Source organism: Denitratisoma sp., from assembly GCA_032027165.1.
Lineage (GTDB): Bacteria > Pseudomonadota > Gammaproteobacteria > Burkholderiales > Rhodocyclaceae > Desulfobacillus.
Genome location: JAVSMO010000001.1, coordinates 395,828 through 412,826 on the forward strand (window position 1 = coordinate 395,828; position 16,999 = coordinate 412,826).

Annotated in this window: 8 protein-coding genes; 1 reads left to right on the plus strand and 7 read right to left on the minus strand. The window is 66.9% G+C overall.

Going from position 1 to position 16,999, the window contains the following annotated elements:
• Positions 1-7: 7 nt before the first annotated feature.
• The 6 genes from ROZ00_01985 to ROZ00_02010 form a co-directional block, all read right to left on the minus strand.
• The gene (locus tag ROZ00_01985; GenBank protein MDT3734981.1) at positions 8-8,341 is read right to left on the minus strand and encodes a retention module-containing protein; all 8,334 of its coding nucleotides are present in this window, start codon (positions 8,339-8,341) and stop codon (positions 8-10) included.
• Between the two features lie 95 nt (positions 8,342-8,436).
• The gene (locus ROZ00_01990; GenBank protein ID MDT3734982.1) at positions 8,437-9,072 is read right to left on the minus strand and encodes a response regulator transcription factor; all 636 of its coding nucleotides are present in this window, start codon (positions 9,070-9,072) and stop codon (positions 8,437-8,439) included.
• 31 nt (positions 9,073-9,103) lie between these two features.
• A complete protein-coding gene (locus ROZ00_01995) occupies positions 9,104-10,531 on the minus strand; it encodes an HlyD family type I secretion periplasmic adaptor subunit (GenBank protein ID MDT3734983.1) in 1,428 nt (475 codons plus the stop codon).
• Positions 10,528-12,726, minus strand: coding sequence for a type I secretion system permease/ATPase (locus tag ROZ00_02000; GenBank protein MDT3734984.1), 2,199 nt, complete (start codon positions 12,724-12,726; stop codon positions 10,528-10,530). Before ROZ00_02000 ends, ROZ00_01995 begins: the two co-directional genes overlap by 4 nt.
• 109 nt (positions 12,727-12,835) lie before the next feature.
• On the minus strand, positions 12,836-14,965 hold the full coding sequence (locus ROZ00_02005) for a YgiQ family radical SAM protein (GenBank protein ID MDT3734985.1): 2,130 nt from the start codon (positions 14,963-14,965) through the stop codon (positions 12,836-12,838).
• 16 nt (positions 14,966-14,981) lie between these two features.
• A complete protein-coding gene (locus ROZ00_02010; protein ID MDT3734986.1) occupies positions 14,982-15,566 on the minus strand; it encodes an HNH endonuclease in 585 nt (194 codons plus the stop codon).
• Between the two features lie 392 nt (positions 15,567-15,958).
• Between ROZ00_02010 and ROZ00_02015 the strand changes: the two genes are divergently transcribed.
• The gene (locus tag ROZ00_02015) at positions 15,959-16,330 is read left to right on the plus strand and encodes a TonB family protein (GenBank protein MDT3734987.1); all 372 of its coding nucleotides are present in this window, start codon (positions 15,959-15,961) and stop codon (positions 16,328-16,330) included.
• Positions 16,331-16,332: 2 nt separating this feature from the next.
• Here the strand turns inward: ROZ00_02015 and ROZ00_02020 are convergent, their stop codons facing one another.
• Positions 16,333-16,872, minus strand: coding sequence for an NUDIX hydrolase (locus ROZ00_02020; protein MDT3734988.1), 540 nt, complete (start codon positions 16,870-16,872; stop codon positions 16,333-16,335).
• Positions 16,873-16,999 lie beyond the last annotated feature (127 nt).

Below are 16,999 nucleotides of genomic sequence, written 5' to 3' on the forward strand. Positions count from 1 at the left end.
CAGACCGTCAATCCGTAATCAACTTGCCCCTGTTGAGCAGGTCCTGGATGATCTGCTGATCGGTCGTATTGGTGCCGACCAGGTTAACCCCGTTGAGGACGATGGTCATGTCTTCAACCCCCGAGGTGTATGTTCCGCCCGGTGCGTGCGCATCCCCGGAGAAGCCGCCGGTGGTGCTGATGTGTACCCTGGTGCTGGATCCCGAGCGCTCGAAGTGCAGAAAATCGGCCAGGTTGCCGGCATTCAACCCGGCGTGCACCTCGCCCTGAAGCAGGTCGCGCAGGTCGAGTGCCTCGCCGGCTGTCGAGTTGAACGCATTGCCGTCGGTGATGGTGTCGGTTGCGGGCGTTCCCGGCGTTCCCGAGTCCCCCAGCACCCACTTGAAGACGTCGGCACCGGCGCCCCCGGTCAGGGTGTCGCTGCCGCTCCCCCCCAGGATCACATCGTTGCCGCCGGAGGCGGAAATGGTGTCGTTGCCGGCGCCGCCGTCGATGACCTCGGCGTTGTTGGTGCCGCTCAGGGTGTTGGCGGCAGACGTTCCCGTGATCAGGTTGCCCGTGCTGTCGACGATGTCCGCGGCGACGATCGCATTCTCCTGCGGCATGACGTGCAGGTCCAGCGTCTGGGTTGCGGCGGTGGCTGTCGCGCCTGTGGCCGACTCGGTGGCCGTTGCCGTCACCGATATGTGCAGATTGCCAAGGTAGCTGCCGTCGATGCGCAGCATTGCCGTGGCGAGATCGCTGCCCTGGATGGTGATGACGCCGCCCGATTCCGTGTACGTGTTGGTTCCCGCGACGATCTGTGCGCCGGCAGGCACGCCGCTTAAGCTCAGGCTCAACGTTTCAGATCCGTCGGAGTCGACCAGAGAGGCCGATACATAGTTGGCAAGTTGAATATCCGTCATGGTTCCGCCGACGGCGTTGTTTGCGGCGACGCCCTGGACGCCGATCAGGACGATATCGTCGATCATGGCGCCCCGGCCATTCGGATTGAAGCTCGTCGCCGTGGTGAGGATCGAGATCGTGTGAGAGGCGCCGTCACCGACGATGCTCAGCTTGAGATTCTTCCAGTCCAGGTAGGTTTGCGGGCTCGTGGCCGAATAACTCGCAACGGTCGTGCCGTCCACCTGGACGGAAATATTGGTGTAGTCGCCAGTGAATCCCGGCCGGCCCGCATAGTCGAACGACAGTTGATAGACCAGACCCGCCTGGGTCGCCACGGTGCGCGAGATGCCGATGGTCTGGACGTTGCTGCTGGCGTTGTTCAGTTCGAGCCAATCCACACCATTTCCCGGAGCGGCATAAATCGTATTCGAACCGCCGTCCTGGCGCTGCTGACTATCGCCGTTCGACCAGATCTCGAGGGTGTTCGTCCCGCCCGAATAGGGGTCGGGGGCATCGAGCCGAGTCCAGCCTTCAAAGGGATTCGCACTGACGGTTTCCGACGAGTTGTTCGAGTCCGGCGCGCTCTCCCAGCTGGTCTGGAACAGAACCGAAGTGGGGGTCGCCGTGACGCTCAGCAGCGGCGTGTCCGCTACCGGTGACACATTGACCGTCACGGTGGCCGTGGACACGTCGCCGTCGGCGTCGGTCAGGGTGTAGGTGAAACTGTCGGTGCCGCTGAAATGCGGGTTCGGCGTGTAGCTGAAGGTGCCGTCGGCATTGACCACTGCCGTGCCATGCATCGCCTGGTTCCCGAGCGCCCAGACATTGCCGCCGTCCTGGGAGAGGGCGTCGTTGGCCGCCAGATTCCCGCTAAGAACGGTGTCCTCGGTGGCGGAAACGGAGTCCGCCCGCGCTACCGGCGTGTAGTCGATGGGCGGCGCGGTGAGTGTGACATCGACCAGTCCGGTGGCCGTGTCGTTGTCGGCATCGGTCATCGTGTAGCTGAAATCCAGCGGAATGTCGGAAAAATAATTGTTGGCCGATACCCCGGAGAAGCCGATGCGGAACTGGCCCCCGCCCGGCGGGCTGCTGATTTCAAGCGAGGTGAAGTAAAGCGCGCCATTGGACAGAGGAATGGAGAAAGGCACGTCGGCATTACCCACCCCGTTGATGCTTCCGGAATACGTCACCGAATTGCCGGAATCATCTATGGCGGCGGTTACTGTCCAGCTCAGCGTATAGGCCGCGCTGCCCTGCCCCTCCACGATCATGTTGATGCCGCGCACCTGGCCTGCGTTTCCGCTGGGATCGGTGAAGTTCATGAACAGCCTCTCCCCGGCATCGAACCAGTTGCCGCCGACGCCGATCCAGTTGTTGTTCGTGTTGACCGTCGAGACGGCGCCAAGTGCGTCCACCGCGGTCATGCTGTCCACCAGATACCCACCGAAACCGAGGTCGAGGTTGTCGATGTTGCCGCCGCTGATGACCGTATAGGTGGTTTCCGAGCCAAGCGTTCCGATGCGCCCCACCGCATTGAGCAGTTCGAAGCTGTATTGCGGATTGTTGCTTGCGTTGACGGTGGTCGGGTCGATTGTCAGTCGGAAGATGAGCGTTCCGTCGGATAGTTCGCCGGTGAGCGTGCCGTTGCCGTGGTCTACGTAGAGGATCGGTTTGCCCTCAAATACCAGGCTCGGTAGGCTTGCGGTGTTCCAGGTGATACCCGTGACATCGTTGGAAATCGTCGCCTCGGCGAGATATCCCGATTCCGCATGGGCGCCGTCGTTGGGTGTGACGATGAGCTTGTCGCCGGTTACTGATGGCGCATCGTCGTTGACGGTGACGGTAAAGCCTGCCGTCGTGATCAGATTGCCGCTCCCGTCTTTCGCCAGCACGGTCAGCGGGATATTCATGCCATGGGCCTCGTCGGCGATGGCCGGATGGTCGATGCCGCGAATCTGTCGGAAAGCATAGCCGTCGTTGGTGGCATTGAGGGTTACCGTGAATACCGTGCCGCTGGCCGTGCTCGCCGTCAGGGTCCGGCTTCCCGCATTCCAGGCATAGGTGATTGCCTCGCCGTTGGAGGTTAGTCCGGAGGCCACCGAGTCGTCCACCGACAGCACGACCTCCGACGACACATTGCCGATGGCGCCGCTATGCACGATGTCGTTGCCCGCATCGGCATCGCGATTCTCGTTTGCATCGTCGTCGTCGCCTGCAGTGTCGGCAACGGTAAAGCTGTCGTTGTTGAGAATGGTGCTGGTGGCGATGGCGTTGCTGCCGGTCGCGATCGACTCGAAGCTGCCATTTATATCCGTCACGCCGGTGATGGTGGCGACCAGCGGCTCGTTGGCTTCGACCAGCGTGTCGTTCGTGGTGGTGACGACAAAGGTGGCGCTGCTGGCGCCGCCGCCCACCGTTACCGACGTAGGCAACGCGCCGGTGTCGGTGCCGCCCGCGGCGGCACCGCTCCAGCTCAATGCTATGGCAACGCTGCTGCCTGCGGGCACCGTCACTGCGTTGCCGCCGCTGTCCTTCAGCGTCACCGTGTAGGTGAGGCTGTCGCCTTCTGCCACGCTTGCCGCGCTGACGCTGATTTCCGCATACACGGCGTCGGTGTCGTCGACGACGGTGTTGCTGACCGTGCCGGTGGTCGACACGCTCTCGAAATTGCCGCCGGCGGTCGAGCTGATCGACACGCTGAGGGKGTCGGKGCCGTTCAGATAGGGGKCGTCGGCGCGCACGGCCACCGCGGTGGAGGCGTTGCTCTGGCCGACCGGGATGGKGATGGTGGCGCCGTTGGAGAGGCTCACCACCAGGTCGGAGCCGGTGACGGGGCTGCCGACGCTGGCGGTGTAGGTGATCGAGCCGCCCTCGGTGATGGCCGCGCCGCTGGTGGCCGAGGAGAGGGTGACGGTGGTCGCGTCGGCCACGGGGGTGACGGTGAGGCTGGCGGTGGCCGGGTTGGAGGCGGCACCGCCATCGTCGGTGGCGGTGTAGTTGAAGCTGGTGTTGCCGTTCCAGTCGGCGGCCGGTACGAAATACAGGGTGGCGTCGGTGACGATGTCGCCCGCGGATACCGGAATGGTGAGCGCGGCATCGCTGTAGAGCACGCCGTTGGCCGGCAGGCTGGTGACGGTGTAGCTGGCGATGCTGCCGTCTGCGTCCGAAGCCGCGAAGGTAACCGGGATGGAGGCGGCGTCTTCTAGGCCGGTGGCGGTGACGTTGCTCGCTGTCGGTGCGTCGTTGACGGCGATCACGGTAATGGAGGCAGTCGCCGCGTTGCTATTGCCGGCTTCGTCGCGGGCCACGACGGACACGTTACGCACAATGGCGGTATTCGGCGTATCGCTCGTCGTCGAGTAGAAAACCGCCTGCAGGGCGGCCTGGTAATCGGCGACGGGTGCGATGCCGGTGAGGGTGACGACGTTTCCGGCGGGGTTGAGGCTGGCCGAGATGCCGAGGGCGGCGAGGGCGGCGGCGTCCCAGGAGAGCACGTCGCCGGCCTGGGCGTTGGTGAGGGTGACGGTGGCGCGCGTCAGGTTGGCGCTGTCGTTGTCGGTGATCGTGACGTCGGTGTCGGCGATCGCCACGGCGGGGCCGTCCTCGGTGTAGGTGGCGCGATAGGCGGTGGCATTGCCGCCGCTGCTGTCGTCGGCATCGAGGTCGAGGACGGGGCGGTTGCCGGCGCCGAGGATGGCGACGGTGGTGCTGGCGGTGTTGCTGTTGGCGGCGCCGTCGTTGACGGTGACGCCGATCGTGCGCGTGCCGGTGGCGGTCGAGCTGGTGTCGAAGCTGATGGCGCGCAGCGCGGCCTGGTAGTCGGCGAGGCTGGCGGTGCCGGTCAGGGTGAGGCGACCGGTGGCCGGATCGTAGGCGCTGGCCGTGATGCCGGCCGGCAGGCTGCCGACGCTCAGTTCGTCGCCGGCCTGGCGGTTGGTGGTGAGGGTGATCGTGGCGCCGGTGATCGTTGCGCTGTCGGCGTCGGTGATGGCTGCGTCGAGGTCGGCGATCGGGACCGCCGCGCCCGTGTCGGCATTGAAATAGGTCGCATAGTTGCGGCCCGCCAGCGCACCGTTCAGGTCCAGCACCGGCGCATCGTTGACGGGAATGACGTTGATCGTGCTCGTCAGCGCGTTGCTGGCACTATTGAGCGGCTGGCCGTCGTCGATCTGGTAGGCGACGGTGCGCGGTGCGCTGTCCGGATTGTCGGAGGTGTTGCGGTAAGTCACCGCGCGCAGGGCGGCCTGCCATTGCGCCACCGTGGCCGTGCCGCCGGCAGAGGCCAGGCTCAGGGTGCCGGTCGTCGCATCGAAGCTGGCGGCGATGTTGCCGTAGGTGGCCGGATTGGAGTTGTTGAAGCCGAGGATGTCCTGGCCGGCCTGATAGTTGCCGCTGATCCGGACCGTCGCGCTGGAGAGGGTTGCGTTGTCGGGGTCGGCGACGGCGAGCAGGCTGTCGATGGCCCGCGCCGTCTGGTTCTCGGTGTAGTTGAGCGTGCCGGGCCGGGCGAGGACGGGGGCGTCGTTCTCGGGGGCGATGGTGATGGTCGCCGTGTCGGTGGCGGTGAGAACGCCGCCCGTACCCGTCCTGCCCAGGTCGTTCGCCGTCAGGGTCAGCGTCGCGCTAGCCGGCGGGTTGTTGGCGTTGTTGATGTACGTGAGCGTGGCGCCGCCGTTGCCGGCCAGCAGGTCGTTGATGGCGGACAGCGTGCCGGTGAGCGTGACGGTGGCGGTGCCGTTGCCCGACACCGTGACGCCCGCGCCGGCGGCGCTGATCGTGCCGCTGGTGACGCTGAGGATGGCGCGCACGGAGGCCGTGCCGGAATCGATGTCGCCGATGGAGAGGCCGGTGCCGGCCAGGTTCAGGACAGTCTGCTCGGTGGCGGCGTAGTCGGTCGGGACGATCGCGGCAGTCGGCGCATCGTTGACCGCGACGACGGCGACGGTCGTGGCCGCCGTGTTGCTGTTGCCGGCTTCGTCGGCCACCGTGATGCTGATATTGCGGGCGGTCGTGTTCGGCGTGTCGCCGCCGCCGGCGGCGAAGTACACCGCCTGCAGGGCGGCCTGGTAATCGGCGACGGGTGCGATGCCGGTGAGGGTGACGACGTTTCCGGCGGGGTTGAGGCTGGCCGAGATGCCGAGGGCGGCGAGGGCGGCGGCGTCCCAGGAGAGCACGTCGCCGGCCTGGGCGTTGGTGAGGGTGACGGTGGCGCGCGTCAGGTTGGCGCTGTCGTTGTCGGTGATCGTGACGTCGGTGTCGGCGATCGCCACGGCGGGGCCGTCCTCGGTGTAGGTGGCGCGATAGGCGGTGGCATTGCCGCCGCTGCTGTCGTCGGCATCGAGGTCGAGGACGGGGCGGTTGCCGGCGCCGAGGATGGCGACGGTGGTGCTGGCGGTGTTGCTGTTGGCGGCGCCGTCGTTGACGGTGACGCCGATCGTGCGCGTGCCGGTGGCGGTCGAGCTGGTGTCGAAGCTGATGGCGCGCAGCGCGGCCTGGTAGTCGGCGAGGCTGGCGGTGCCGGTCAGGGTGAGGCGACCGGTGGCCGGATCGTAGGCGCTGGCCGTGATGCCGGCCGGCAGGCTGCCGACGCTCAGTTCGTCGCCGGCCTGGCGGTTGGTGGTGAGGGTGATCGTGGCGCCGGTGATCGTTGCGCTGTCGGCGTCGGTGATGGCTGCGTCGAGGTCGGCGATCGGGACCGCCGCGCCCGTGTCGGCATTGAAATAGGTCGCATAGTTGCGGCCCGCCAGCGCACCGTTCAGGTCCAGCACCGGCGCATCGTTCGCCGGCGTCACCGTGACGGTGGAAGCGATGCCGGGCGCCGAGACGTTGTTGCTGGCGCCGGTGTCGGTGATCTGGGTCAGGGTGAATATGCGGTCGCCCGCGGTCGGCGTGTCGCGGAGGGTGTCCTGGTAGGTGATGCCGTTGACCAGCGCCTGCATGGCTGCTTCGCTCACGCCGGCGGGTTTGGCGAGGGTGATCGTCGCCGTGTCGCCGGCGATCGTCACCGTGTAGGCCATGGCGTTGGTCACGGTGGTGCCGCTGCTGTTGGCGCCCAGGGTGATGGTGCGGCCGTCGACGACGATGCGCTCGCCGGCGCCGTCCTGGATGCCGGAGACGGTGAACGAGAGGCCGGTGATCAGCTGGCCGGCATCGGACGCGCTGACCGCCGCGCCGCCGAACACCGCTACCGCGGGCGCCTGCGTGTTCTGTCCGGCGGCTTCCGCGAAGGCGGGATTGGTTGCGGTCGCCGAGAGGATCGGCGCTTCGTTGAGGTTGGCGACGTTGAGGGCGACGTTCTCGGCGGCCGACCAGTTGCCGGCAGCATCGCGCGCCTGCACGGCGTAGGTGAAGCTGTTGGGCGCGGCCTCGAAATCGTTCTGCGCCACGCCTGCGGCGGCGCCGCTGGCGGTGAGGCGGATGTTGCCGGAAGCATCGATCCGGTAATGGCCGTCGGCGCTGGCGTCGGTGCCGGTGGCGGCGAAGCGGAAGCCGGTGAGGCTGTCGGCGCTGCTGGCGCCGACCGTGCCGACGATGGTGCCGGCGGTCTGGTTCTCGACGTAGCTGAAGCTCTGGCCGGCGTCGACTGTCGGCGCACTGGTATCGACGGCGTAGGACTCGCTGGTGGAGGCGCTGGCGGCGTTGCCGGCGGCGTCATACGTGGTGACCGAGGCGGCGATGTTGGTGTCGGCGGCGAGATCGGCGCCGGCGACATCGATGCTGAAAGTCAGTCCCGGCAGGACGGCGCCGGTGTAGGTGGCGCCGTTGACGGTGAGGGTGACGGTGTCGCCGACCTTGGCGTCGCCGCCGACGGCGCCGGCGATGGCGATCATGCCGGCGGCTTCGGCCGCGTTGATGACGTCGTCGGCGGTGATGCTGGCGTCGAGCGCGATGGTTGGCGCGGGCGGGGTGGTGTCGAGTGGGGTGGTGTCGAGTGGGGTGGTGGTGGGCGCGGGTTCGAGAATTCCGCCGGTTGATGCCTGAAGCAACGGATTGAATCCCGGGCTGTCGGGGTCGAGCCGGTAGTCGTAGCCGGGGGGGGTGAGCGCCTCGGCGATGCGCAGCAGCTGCACGAAGCTGTGGCCGCTGCCGTCGCTGCCACCCGTCAGGCCGGCGGCGGTTTCCTCGAGCAGCTGGTCGAGGCTGCTGCCTTCGGCGATGGCGCGGGTGATCTCGGCCAGCTCGCCGACGCGGTCGAGCAGGGCGGCGTTGCGGTTCTCCGGCAGTTCCGAGCCGACGACGGCGCTGTCGAGCGTGACGGTTTCCTTGGCACGCAGCAGGAAGACCTTGCCGTTGTCGAACTCCAGTTCGACTCGGCTGTTCTCGGCGGTGACGATGACTTCGTTTTCATAAACGACATCGCCCACCTTGAGCGGGCGCTGGGTGCCATCCTTGGCCCGGGCGAAGGCCTGCCCCTGAACAACCGCGACTTTTCCGACGACATTGCCTGCTGCAGCCATGTTGAAACTCCCAACGGATTTCCGATGGGTCCCATGGTGCCTTCAGGCGGGCGGATGGGTAACTGTACCGAAGTACAGGTGCAGGGCCCGCCGTACTAGGCTGACTGACTTTGACGGACGCCCTTGACGATCAGGGCGACCTGGAGGCGGTCGCGCACGCCGAGCTTTTCGAGGACGGCGCCCACATGCAGCTTGACGGTGCGTTCGGTGATGCCGAGCCGGCGGGCGATTTCCTTGTTGCTCCCCCCCTCGGCGATGGCGCGAGCGACTTCCTGCTCGCGCGGGGTGAGCAGGGACATCCAGGAGTCACTTGATTCGATGGATGTTTTTGGCGCGATGCGGGAGGTGGCCTCGACCAGGCGGGTCATCAGGGATTCGCCGATCCACAGACCGCCCTGGCCGATCACCTCGGCGACCTGGCGCAGGAAGGCGGGTGCGGCATGCGTATTGCAATATCCCTTAGCCGCAGCGGCGAAACAGGCCAGCGCCTCGTCGTCGCCCGGAATGTCGCTGAGTACGATGCAGGGCGGGTTGCCGTGGACGCGGCGGAGGTCGGCCAGGATTTTTGCGACGTGCCGGTCAGGCGGCAGGCGCACCCAGAGGTGGGTGGGGGCGGGCTTCGACGCTTCGCCGGTCCCGAACGGGATGCCCACCGCCTTCGGGAAAGCCTCCAGCCAGCGCGGCAGCACCTCCCCGGTTTCGGAAACAAAACAATGCCTGGCCTGCTTCATCCCACGGGATTTCCGTTGGTCATCGACTACCTCAGCGCTCGGTGAACGCCGCCTGTTTGGCCTTCAATACCGGTTTCAGCAGGTAGGCAAGGATGCTTTTCTGGCCCGTGACGATGTCGACCTCGGCCACCATGCCGGGAATGACCGGCAGGTTGTCGCCCAGGCTCGACTTCGCGGTGCGCACCTTGACGGTGTAGAAGGTGTTGCCGCGCTCGTCCGTGATCGAGTCGGCGCCGATGTTTTCCAGGGTCGCATCCAGGCCGCCATAGATCGAGAAATCGTAGGCGGTGAACTTGACGATGGCCTTCTGGCCCGGCCGCAGGAAGGCGATGTCCTTCGGCAGCACCTTGGCCTCGAGCAGCAGGTTGTCTTCCAGCGGCACCACCTCGACGACGTCCTTGCCCGGCTGCACGACGCCGCCGACGGTGTTGACCAGCAGGCGTTTGACGGTGCCGCGGACCGGCGAGCGGATGTCGGAATGCTTGACCTTGTCGGCCAGCCCGACGTTGCCTTCGGTGATGGCATTCAGCTTGGCCTGGGTTTCGGCCAGTTCCTTGCGCGCCTCGTTGCGGAAATTCAACTCGACTTCCTGCACCTTGCGCATCGCCTCGGAGATGGCCGCCTGGGAGCGTGCGATCTGCGCCGCGGCCATGTCGCGTTCGCCGCGGAAGCGGGACACGTCGCGCTCGAGCCGGAGGAGCTCGACTTCGGAGACGGCGCCGGCACTGAGCAGTGGCCGGGTGACCGCCAGTTCCTTGGCGGTGAGGTCATGGGCCTGGGCGGCCTGGGCCCGCTTGGACGAGGCCTCGTTGAGTTCCTGCTGCTTCTGCACCAGTTGCTGGCGGGAGATGGCGATCTGGCCTTCCAGTTCGGAGGCGCGCGACTCGTACAGGCGGCGCTCTTCCTCCACGGTCTTCGGATCGTCCTTGAGCGCTTCCGGCGGCGGCGCGAACGGCGTGCCCTCGGCCAGCGCCCGCAGCCGCGCCGCCTTGGCCTGCAGCGCGTAGAGCTGGGCGCGGCTCTCGCGCACGGAGGAGACGAAGCGCGTCGGGTCGACCTTCAGCAGGACCTGGCCGGCCTCGACGACTTGGCCTTCCTGCACGGCGATCTCGGCAACGATGCCGCCGTCGAGGCTCTGCAGCACCTGCAGCTGGCGCGAGGGGATCACCTTGCCTTCGCCGCGCGTGATCTCGTCGATCTGGGCGACGGCCGCCCACATGACGAAGATCGAGAGCACCACCACCCCGCTTTTCAGGAGTACGCGCGCGCGCAACGGTTCCTGCTGGATCATGTAGAGGTCGGCGTCGGCGACGAAGTCCGGCTCGGGACGCTCCTTTTCCGCCTGCCAGGCCTGCAGCCAGCGGTCGAAGTGCGGCTGCACCCTGAGGCGGACGGTTTCCAGCCAGCCGTGCACCTTGCCGGCGCGCTTCAGCCAGGGCTGCACGTCTTCCGGCTTCATGGAACTGCCTTTCCGACCTTGCCCGACTGCAGGGCCTCGACCACCTTGTCGCGCGGGCCGTCGGCGACCACCCGGCCGGCATCGAGAACGATGATGCGGTGGGCCAGGTCGAGCAGGCTCAGCCGGTGCGTGACGATGACCATGGTCTTGTGTTCGGTGAAGCGGCGCAGGCGTTCCTTCAGCTGTTCTTCGGAGCTGAAATCCATCGAGCTGGTCGGCTCGTCGAGGAGCATGATCGGCGGGTCGAGCAGCACGGCGCGCGCCATCGCCACGCCCTGTCGCTGGCCGCCGGAGATCGACTCGCCGCGCTCGCCGATCAGCATGTCGAAGCCCTGCGGGTGGCGATTGACGAAATCGGCCAGGCCGCCCATTTCCGCCGCCTCGATGACGGTCTGGTCGTCGGCGTAGGGCGCGCCGATGGCGATGTTGTCGCGCAGGCTGCCGTAGAAGAGCAGGGTGTCCTGGCCGACGTAGCCGATGTTGCGGCGCACGTCGGCGGGGTCGAGCTGGCGCAGGTCGACGCCGTCGATATAGACCGCGCCCGAGGTCGGCGCATACAGGCCGAGCATCAGTTTCTGGAGTGTGGTCTTGCCGGAGCCGACCCGGCCGAGCACGACGACGTGTTCGCCGGGGCGGATCTTGAAGGAGACGTTCTTGAGGGCCGGCTCGGTATCGGCGGCATAGCCGAAAGTGACGTCGCGGAACTCGATTTCGCCGTGGATTTCGGCGCGATGGATGAAGGCGGTCTCCCCGGAGCGCTCGGTGGGCCGCTGCATGGTCTCCTCGAGCGACTTCAGCGCCAGGCGGGCGTTCTGGTACTGCATCAGCAGGGCGACCAGCTGCGCGAGCGGCGCCATCGCGCGGCCCGACAGCATGGTGCAGGCGATCAGGCCGCCCATGGTCAGCATGCCGGCGTGGATCAGGTACACGCCGCCGACGACCGTGGCGAGGTTGACGAACTGCTGCAGCGTGGCCGAGCCGTTCATGGCCGAGGAGGAGAGCAGCCGCAGCTCGCCGCTGACGCGGGCGAGGAAGGCGGCGGTCTTCTCCCACTTCGCCTGCATCTGGCCTTCGGCGCCGTGCGCCTTGATGGTCTCCAGGGCGGTCAGGCTCTCGATCAGGGTGGCGTTGCGCAGCGCGGTGGCGCGATAGGTGGTCTCCGACAGCTCGTGCATCTTGTGCTGGATGACGTAGCTGTAGATCAGCATGCCGATGCCGCCCAGCATCGGAACGAAGACCAGCGGCCAGGAGATCCACGCCATCACCAGCAGGAAGAGGAGGGCGAAGGGCCAGTCGATCAGCGCGGTGACCGTGGCCGAGGCGATGAAGTCGCGCACCGACTCGAAGGAGCGCAGGTTGGCGGCGAAGGAGCCGACCGAGGCCGGCCTGTCGGCCATGCGCATGCCCAGCACGCGCTCCATGATCAGCGCCGAGAGCTTGTTGTCGATGCGGGCGCCGGCGAGATCGACGAAATGGCCGCGCAACAGGCGCAGCGCGTAGTCGACGCCGAGCACCAGCAGGATGCCCGCCGCCATCATCCACAGGGTTTCCACCGCGAAGTTGGGCACCACGCGGTCGTACACGTTCATGGTGAACAGCGGCATCGCCAGGGCCAGCACGTTGATCAGCGCGGCGGCCATGAGGACGTCGCGATAGACCGGCATCTGGTCCAGGAAGGCGCTCCAGAACCAGTGGCGCTGCACCACCTCGCCCACTTCCGGCGTGCGCTGGTCGAAGCGGAAATGCGGCCGGGCGAAGATGACGATGCCGGCGTAGCGCGCCTCGAGCGCCTCGCGGGAGATCGCGACACCGCCCTGCGCCGCGTCCGGGAACAGCACCTGCGCACTGGCGCCGCCGTCCTCCCAGCGCATCAGCAGGCAGGCCTCGTTGTTCTCCAGCAGCAGGATGGCGGGCAGCAGCACGGTTTCGATCTTTTCCAGCGGGCGGCGCACCACCTTGCTGGAAAAGCCGGCGCGGGACGCGGCGCGATGGAACAGGGATGGCGTCAGGCCGATCTTCGGCAGGGGCAGGCCCGCCGAAAGGGCGGCCCGCGTGCTGGGGCGGCCGTGGATGCGGGTCAGCTCGACCAGGCAGTCGAGCAGCGGGTCATGGTGCAACTGGTCTTCGGGAAGGCTCTCGCCCAGATGGAGCGAGGCCTTGCCGGAGGCTGGCTTGTTTTCGGTTGCTTCGCTCACGGTCGTCGAGTCAGGCTGTACTCGCGAGGATGATAACTTATTGCTTGGCATCGACTCCGTGAATTATGCAACGCCTCGCGCGAAAGCCCTCATGGCAAGCGTGAATTCCTTAACGCTTTTTCGGCGATCGCCCGCCGCGGCAGGCTCCGGCGGGGCGCTTCGCAGCGCGGGAGGGCTGCGCGGCCGTTCGGCCCGTCCCCGCCGGCTGGAAGCCGGGCACCAGGTGGCGGTGGCCGTTGCCGATCAGGTCGGCGCGGCCCATGCGGCGCAGCGCCTCGCGCAGCAGCGGCCAGTTCTCCGGGTCGTGGTAGCGCAGGAAGGCCTTGTGCAGCTTGCGCACGCGGCCGCTGCGCACCACCTCGACGCCCTCCGCGGCGGCGGTCACCTTGCGCAGGGGATTCTTGCCAGTGTGGTACATCGCGGTGGCCAGCGCCAGCGGCGTCGGCAGGAAGGTCTGCACCTGGTCGAGGCGGAAGCCGTTCCTCTTCAGCCACAGTGCGAGCGCCAGCATGTCCTCGTCGGTGGTGCCGGGATGGGCGGCGATGAAGTAGGGGATGAGGTACTGCTCCTTGCCGGCCTCGGCCGAATACTTCTCGAACATCGCCTTGAACTTGTCGTAGGCGCCGATGCCCGGTTTCATCATTTTCGACAGCGGCCCGGCCTCGGTGTGCTCGGGGGCGATCTTGAGATAGCCGCCGACGTGGTGCGTGATCAGTTCCTTGACGTACTCGGGCGAGCGCACGGCGAGGTCGTAGCGCAGCCCCGAGCCGATCAGCACCTTCTTGATGCCGGTCAGGGCGCGCGCCTTGCGGTAGAGCTGCACCAGCGGGCCGTGGTCGGTGCCCATGTTCGGGCAGATGTCCGGATAGACGCAGGACAGGCGCCGGCAGGATTCCTCGATCCTGGCGTCCTTGCATTGCAGGCGATACATGTTGGCGGTCGGCCCGCCGAGGTCGGAGATGACACCGGTGAAGCCGGGCGTCTTGTCGCGGATTTCCTCGATCTCGTGCAGGATCGACTGCTCGGAGCGGCTCTGGATGATGCGGCCCTCGTGCTCGGTGATCGAGCAGAAGGTGCAGCCGCCGAAGCAGCCGCGCATGATGTTGATGGAGAAGCGGATCATCTCCCAGGCCGGGATCTTCGCGCCGCCGTAGGACGGATGCGGCGCGCGGGCGAAGGGCATGCCGTAGACGTAGTCCATCTCCGGCGTGGTGAGCGGCACCGGCGGCGGGTTGAGCCAGACGTCGCGCTCCCCATGGGCCTGCACCAGCGCCCGCGCATTGCCCGGGTTCGATTCGAGGTGGAAGGTGCGCGAGGCGTGGGCGTAGAGCACCGGGTCGTCTTTCACCTGCTCGTAGGCCGGCAGGCGGATGACCGTGTGGGCGCGCGCGGCGCGGCGCGCTTGCATTTTCATGAAGCGGACAGGCACGCTTGCCGCCGTCTCGGCGGGACTGACTTTCGCCTCCTGCATCGCGTAGGGATCGGGATGCGCATGCACGGCACCCGGCGTGTCCACCTCGGTCGAGTCGGTTTCCGTCCATTCCGCGCCGGGCCGCCAGCCGCGCGGCACCATGAAGGCGGAGCCGCGCAGGTCGCGGATCTCGCGGATCGGCACGCCCTTCGCCAGGCGGTGGGCGAGTTCGACGATGGCGCGCTCGGCATTGCCGAAGAGCAGCAGGTCGGCCTTCGAATCGGCCAGCACCGAGCGGCGCACCGTGTCGGACCAGTAGTCGTAATGCGCGATGCGTCGCAGGCTGGCCTCGATGCTGCCGATCACCACCGGCGTGCCGGGCCAGGCCTCGCGGCAGCGCTGGGCATAGACGACGACCGCGCGGTCGGGCCGCTTGCCCGGCTCGGCGTTCGGCGTATAGGCGTCGTCGGAGCGGATCTTGCGGTCGGCGGTGTAGCGGTTGACCATCGAATCCATGTTGCCGGCGGTAACGCCGAAGAAGAGCTTCGGCCGGCCCAGCGCGCGGAAGGGCTCCGCCGAATGCCAGTCGGGCTGGCTGACGATGCCGACGCGGAAGCCCTGCGCCTCGAGCAGCCGCCCGATCAGCGCCATGCCGAAGCTGGGATGGTCGATGTAGGCGTCGCCGGTGACGAGAATGACGTCGCACTCGTCCCAGCCGCGCGCCTCCATTTCGGCACGCGACATGGGCAGGAAGGACGACACGCCGAAGCGGTGGGCCCAGTGCTTGCGGTATGAGGTAAGAAGCTTGGTCTCGGGCGGCAGTTGCATCCACCCATTTTACAGGTCAGGCCGCCGTCTTCAGCCGACTGTGCGCCGAGACGTGCTGCGCCAGAAAGTCCATCTGGTCGGCAAGGATATGGCGGTTGCAGAGGATGAGGAACTCGGCCTTGTTCGGCACGTAGGGCGTATAGAGCAACTCCATGCCGGCCTGCTCCGGCGTGCGCCCGCTTTTCCTCTGGTTGCAATGGCGGCAGGCGGTGACGACGTTCATCCACAGGTCGCGGCCGCCCTGGGAGACGGGCTGGATGTGGTCGCGCGTCAGGCGCAGGAAAGAGTACTCGTGGCCGCAGTAGGCGCAGGTGTGGCGGTCGCGATGGAACAGTTCGCGGTTGTTCAACGGCGGCACGGCGGAACGGGCGCGCGGCGCCAGCGCCTTGCCCTTGATGGCGATGATGCTGTCGACCGTGATGAAGGATCGTTCGCCGGTGCTGCGGCTCATGCCGCCGTGGAAGGTGAAGCTGTGGTCGCCGGCGACCCAGGCGACGAGATTCTTGGCGTAATAAAAGCAGGCGTGCTGCCAGGTCACCCAGCGGTGCGGTGCCCCATTCATGTCGAGCGTCAGGATGAGCGGATGACCCGGGTTGGGCATGACGATTTTCAGTCCGATCTTCGGTGTAAAATCATAATGTTGCCGTAGCGTATCAGAGCATCGTGAGTTTTCAAAGCCTTGTCGGAAAAGAAGGAAGCGGCAGCGCCCTCCTGCCGGCTTTGACATTTTCCGTCGTCCTGCATTTCTTCCTGTTCTGGCCGGCCTACCCGGGCATTGCCCGACAGGCCGGTTCGCCGCCCATCGCCGCCACCCTGCGAGCCGCGGCAGCCCCTGTGCCAGCCGCTGCGCCAGGACCGGGAACTTCCGCGCTCTTACGCAAGCCTGCGACGAAACCGGCCCCGCCACGAGGGAGGGCGACCGGTACCCAGGCTGTGGCGGACAGGACGGGGCCGGCCGTTTCCGCTGCCGGCACACCCGGATTGGCCAGCCAGATGGCAACGGCCATCACCGACAAGGAGGGGGGCGCCGTGGCGTCGGCGGGGGCGGCAGCCGGGCTGGATGCCGATGGTATTCGCGTCTATCGCATCGGCCTCGCGCGTGAAGCGCGCAGCCACCGCCGTTATCCGCCGCTGGCGCTCGAGCGCGGCTGGACGGGGACGGCGGAAGTCCAGGTGGATGTCTCGCGGCAGGGGCGTGCCCGGCAGATACAGCTGGCGCGCTCGAGCGGCCACGAAATTCTCGACCGCGAGGCGGTCGCCATGATGTCGCATGCGGCGGCCTCTGCGGCACTGCCGGACTCGCTGCGCGGACAGGAGTTCGCCGTGCGCCTGCCGGTGGTGTTCGACCTGGCTGACGTGCAGTAAGACTACTTGGGGGAGAAAAGCAGGTCCCTGGCGTGAAAGCCGTAGAATCCGGCCTTCCGGTCCTCGAAATAGTGCTGCAGTGTCAGGCCGATGGTGCGGAAGGCGATTTCCTTCCAGGGGATGGCGGTTTCTTCGAAGAGCCGGACCTCCAGGGACTCCTGGCCGGGCGCGAAATCCAGATCGAGCAGCCGTGCCCGGTAGAGGATATGCACCTGGTTGATGTGCGGCACGTTGATGAAGGTGAACATCTCGCCGATCTCGACCCGCGCGCAGGCCTCCTCCAGGGTTTCCCGCGCTGCCGCCTCGGCGGTGGTCTCGGCGTTTTCCATGAAGCCGGCCGGCAGCGTCCACAAGCCTGAGCGCGGTTCGATGGCGCGGCGGCACAGCAGGATCTTGTCTTCCCATTCGGGAATGGCGCCGATCACCAGCTTCGGGTTCAGGTAATGGATGGTGCCGCAGCGCTCGCACACGTGGCGCGGCAGGGTGTCGCCTGCCGGGATCTTCAGGCCGACCGGGGCACCGCAGTGGCTACAGTAATTCATCGGGCTATTCTACCTTCATGGCGGATTCCTAAAGAAACCGGCCAGCCGGCCGTAAAACCCTGGGTAGGCATTTTGCAGCCTGTTTCCAGACCGAATCAGACCACAGCCCAATCCGTCCATGATCCCG

Bases quoted from the DNA above. Each gene is read 5' to 3' on its own strand.
- ROZ00_01990 (MDT3734982.1), bottom strand. From the start codon at position 9,072: ATGAAGCAGGCCAGGCATTGTTTTGTTTCCGAAACCGGGGAGGTGCTG.
- ROZ00_01995 (MDT3734983.1), bottom strand. From the start codon at position 10,531: ATGAAGCCGGAAGACGTGCAGCCCTGGCTGAAGCGCGCCGGCAAGGTG.
- ROZ00_02005 (MDT3734985.1), bottom strand. From the start codon at position 14,965: ATGCAACTGCCGCCCGAGACCAAGCTTCTTACCTCATACCGCAAGCAC.
- ROZ00_02010 (MDT3734986.1), bottom strand. From the start codon at position 15,566: ATGCCCAACCCGGGTCATCCGCTCATCCTGACGCTCGACATGAATGGG.
- ROZ00_02015 (MDT3734987.1), top strand. From the start codon at position 15,959: ATGGCAACGGCCATCACCGACAAGGAGGGGGGCGCCGTGGCGTCGGCG.
- ROZ00_02020 (MDT3734988.1), bottom strand. From the start codon at position 16,872: ATGAATTACTGTAGCCACTGCGGTGCCCCGGTCGGCCTGAAGATCCCG.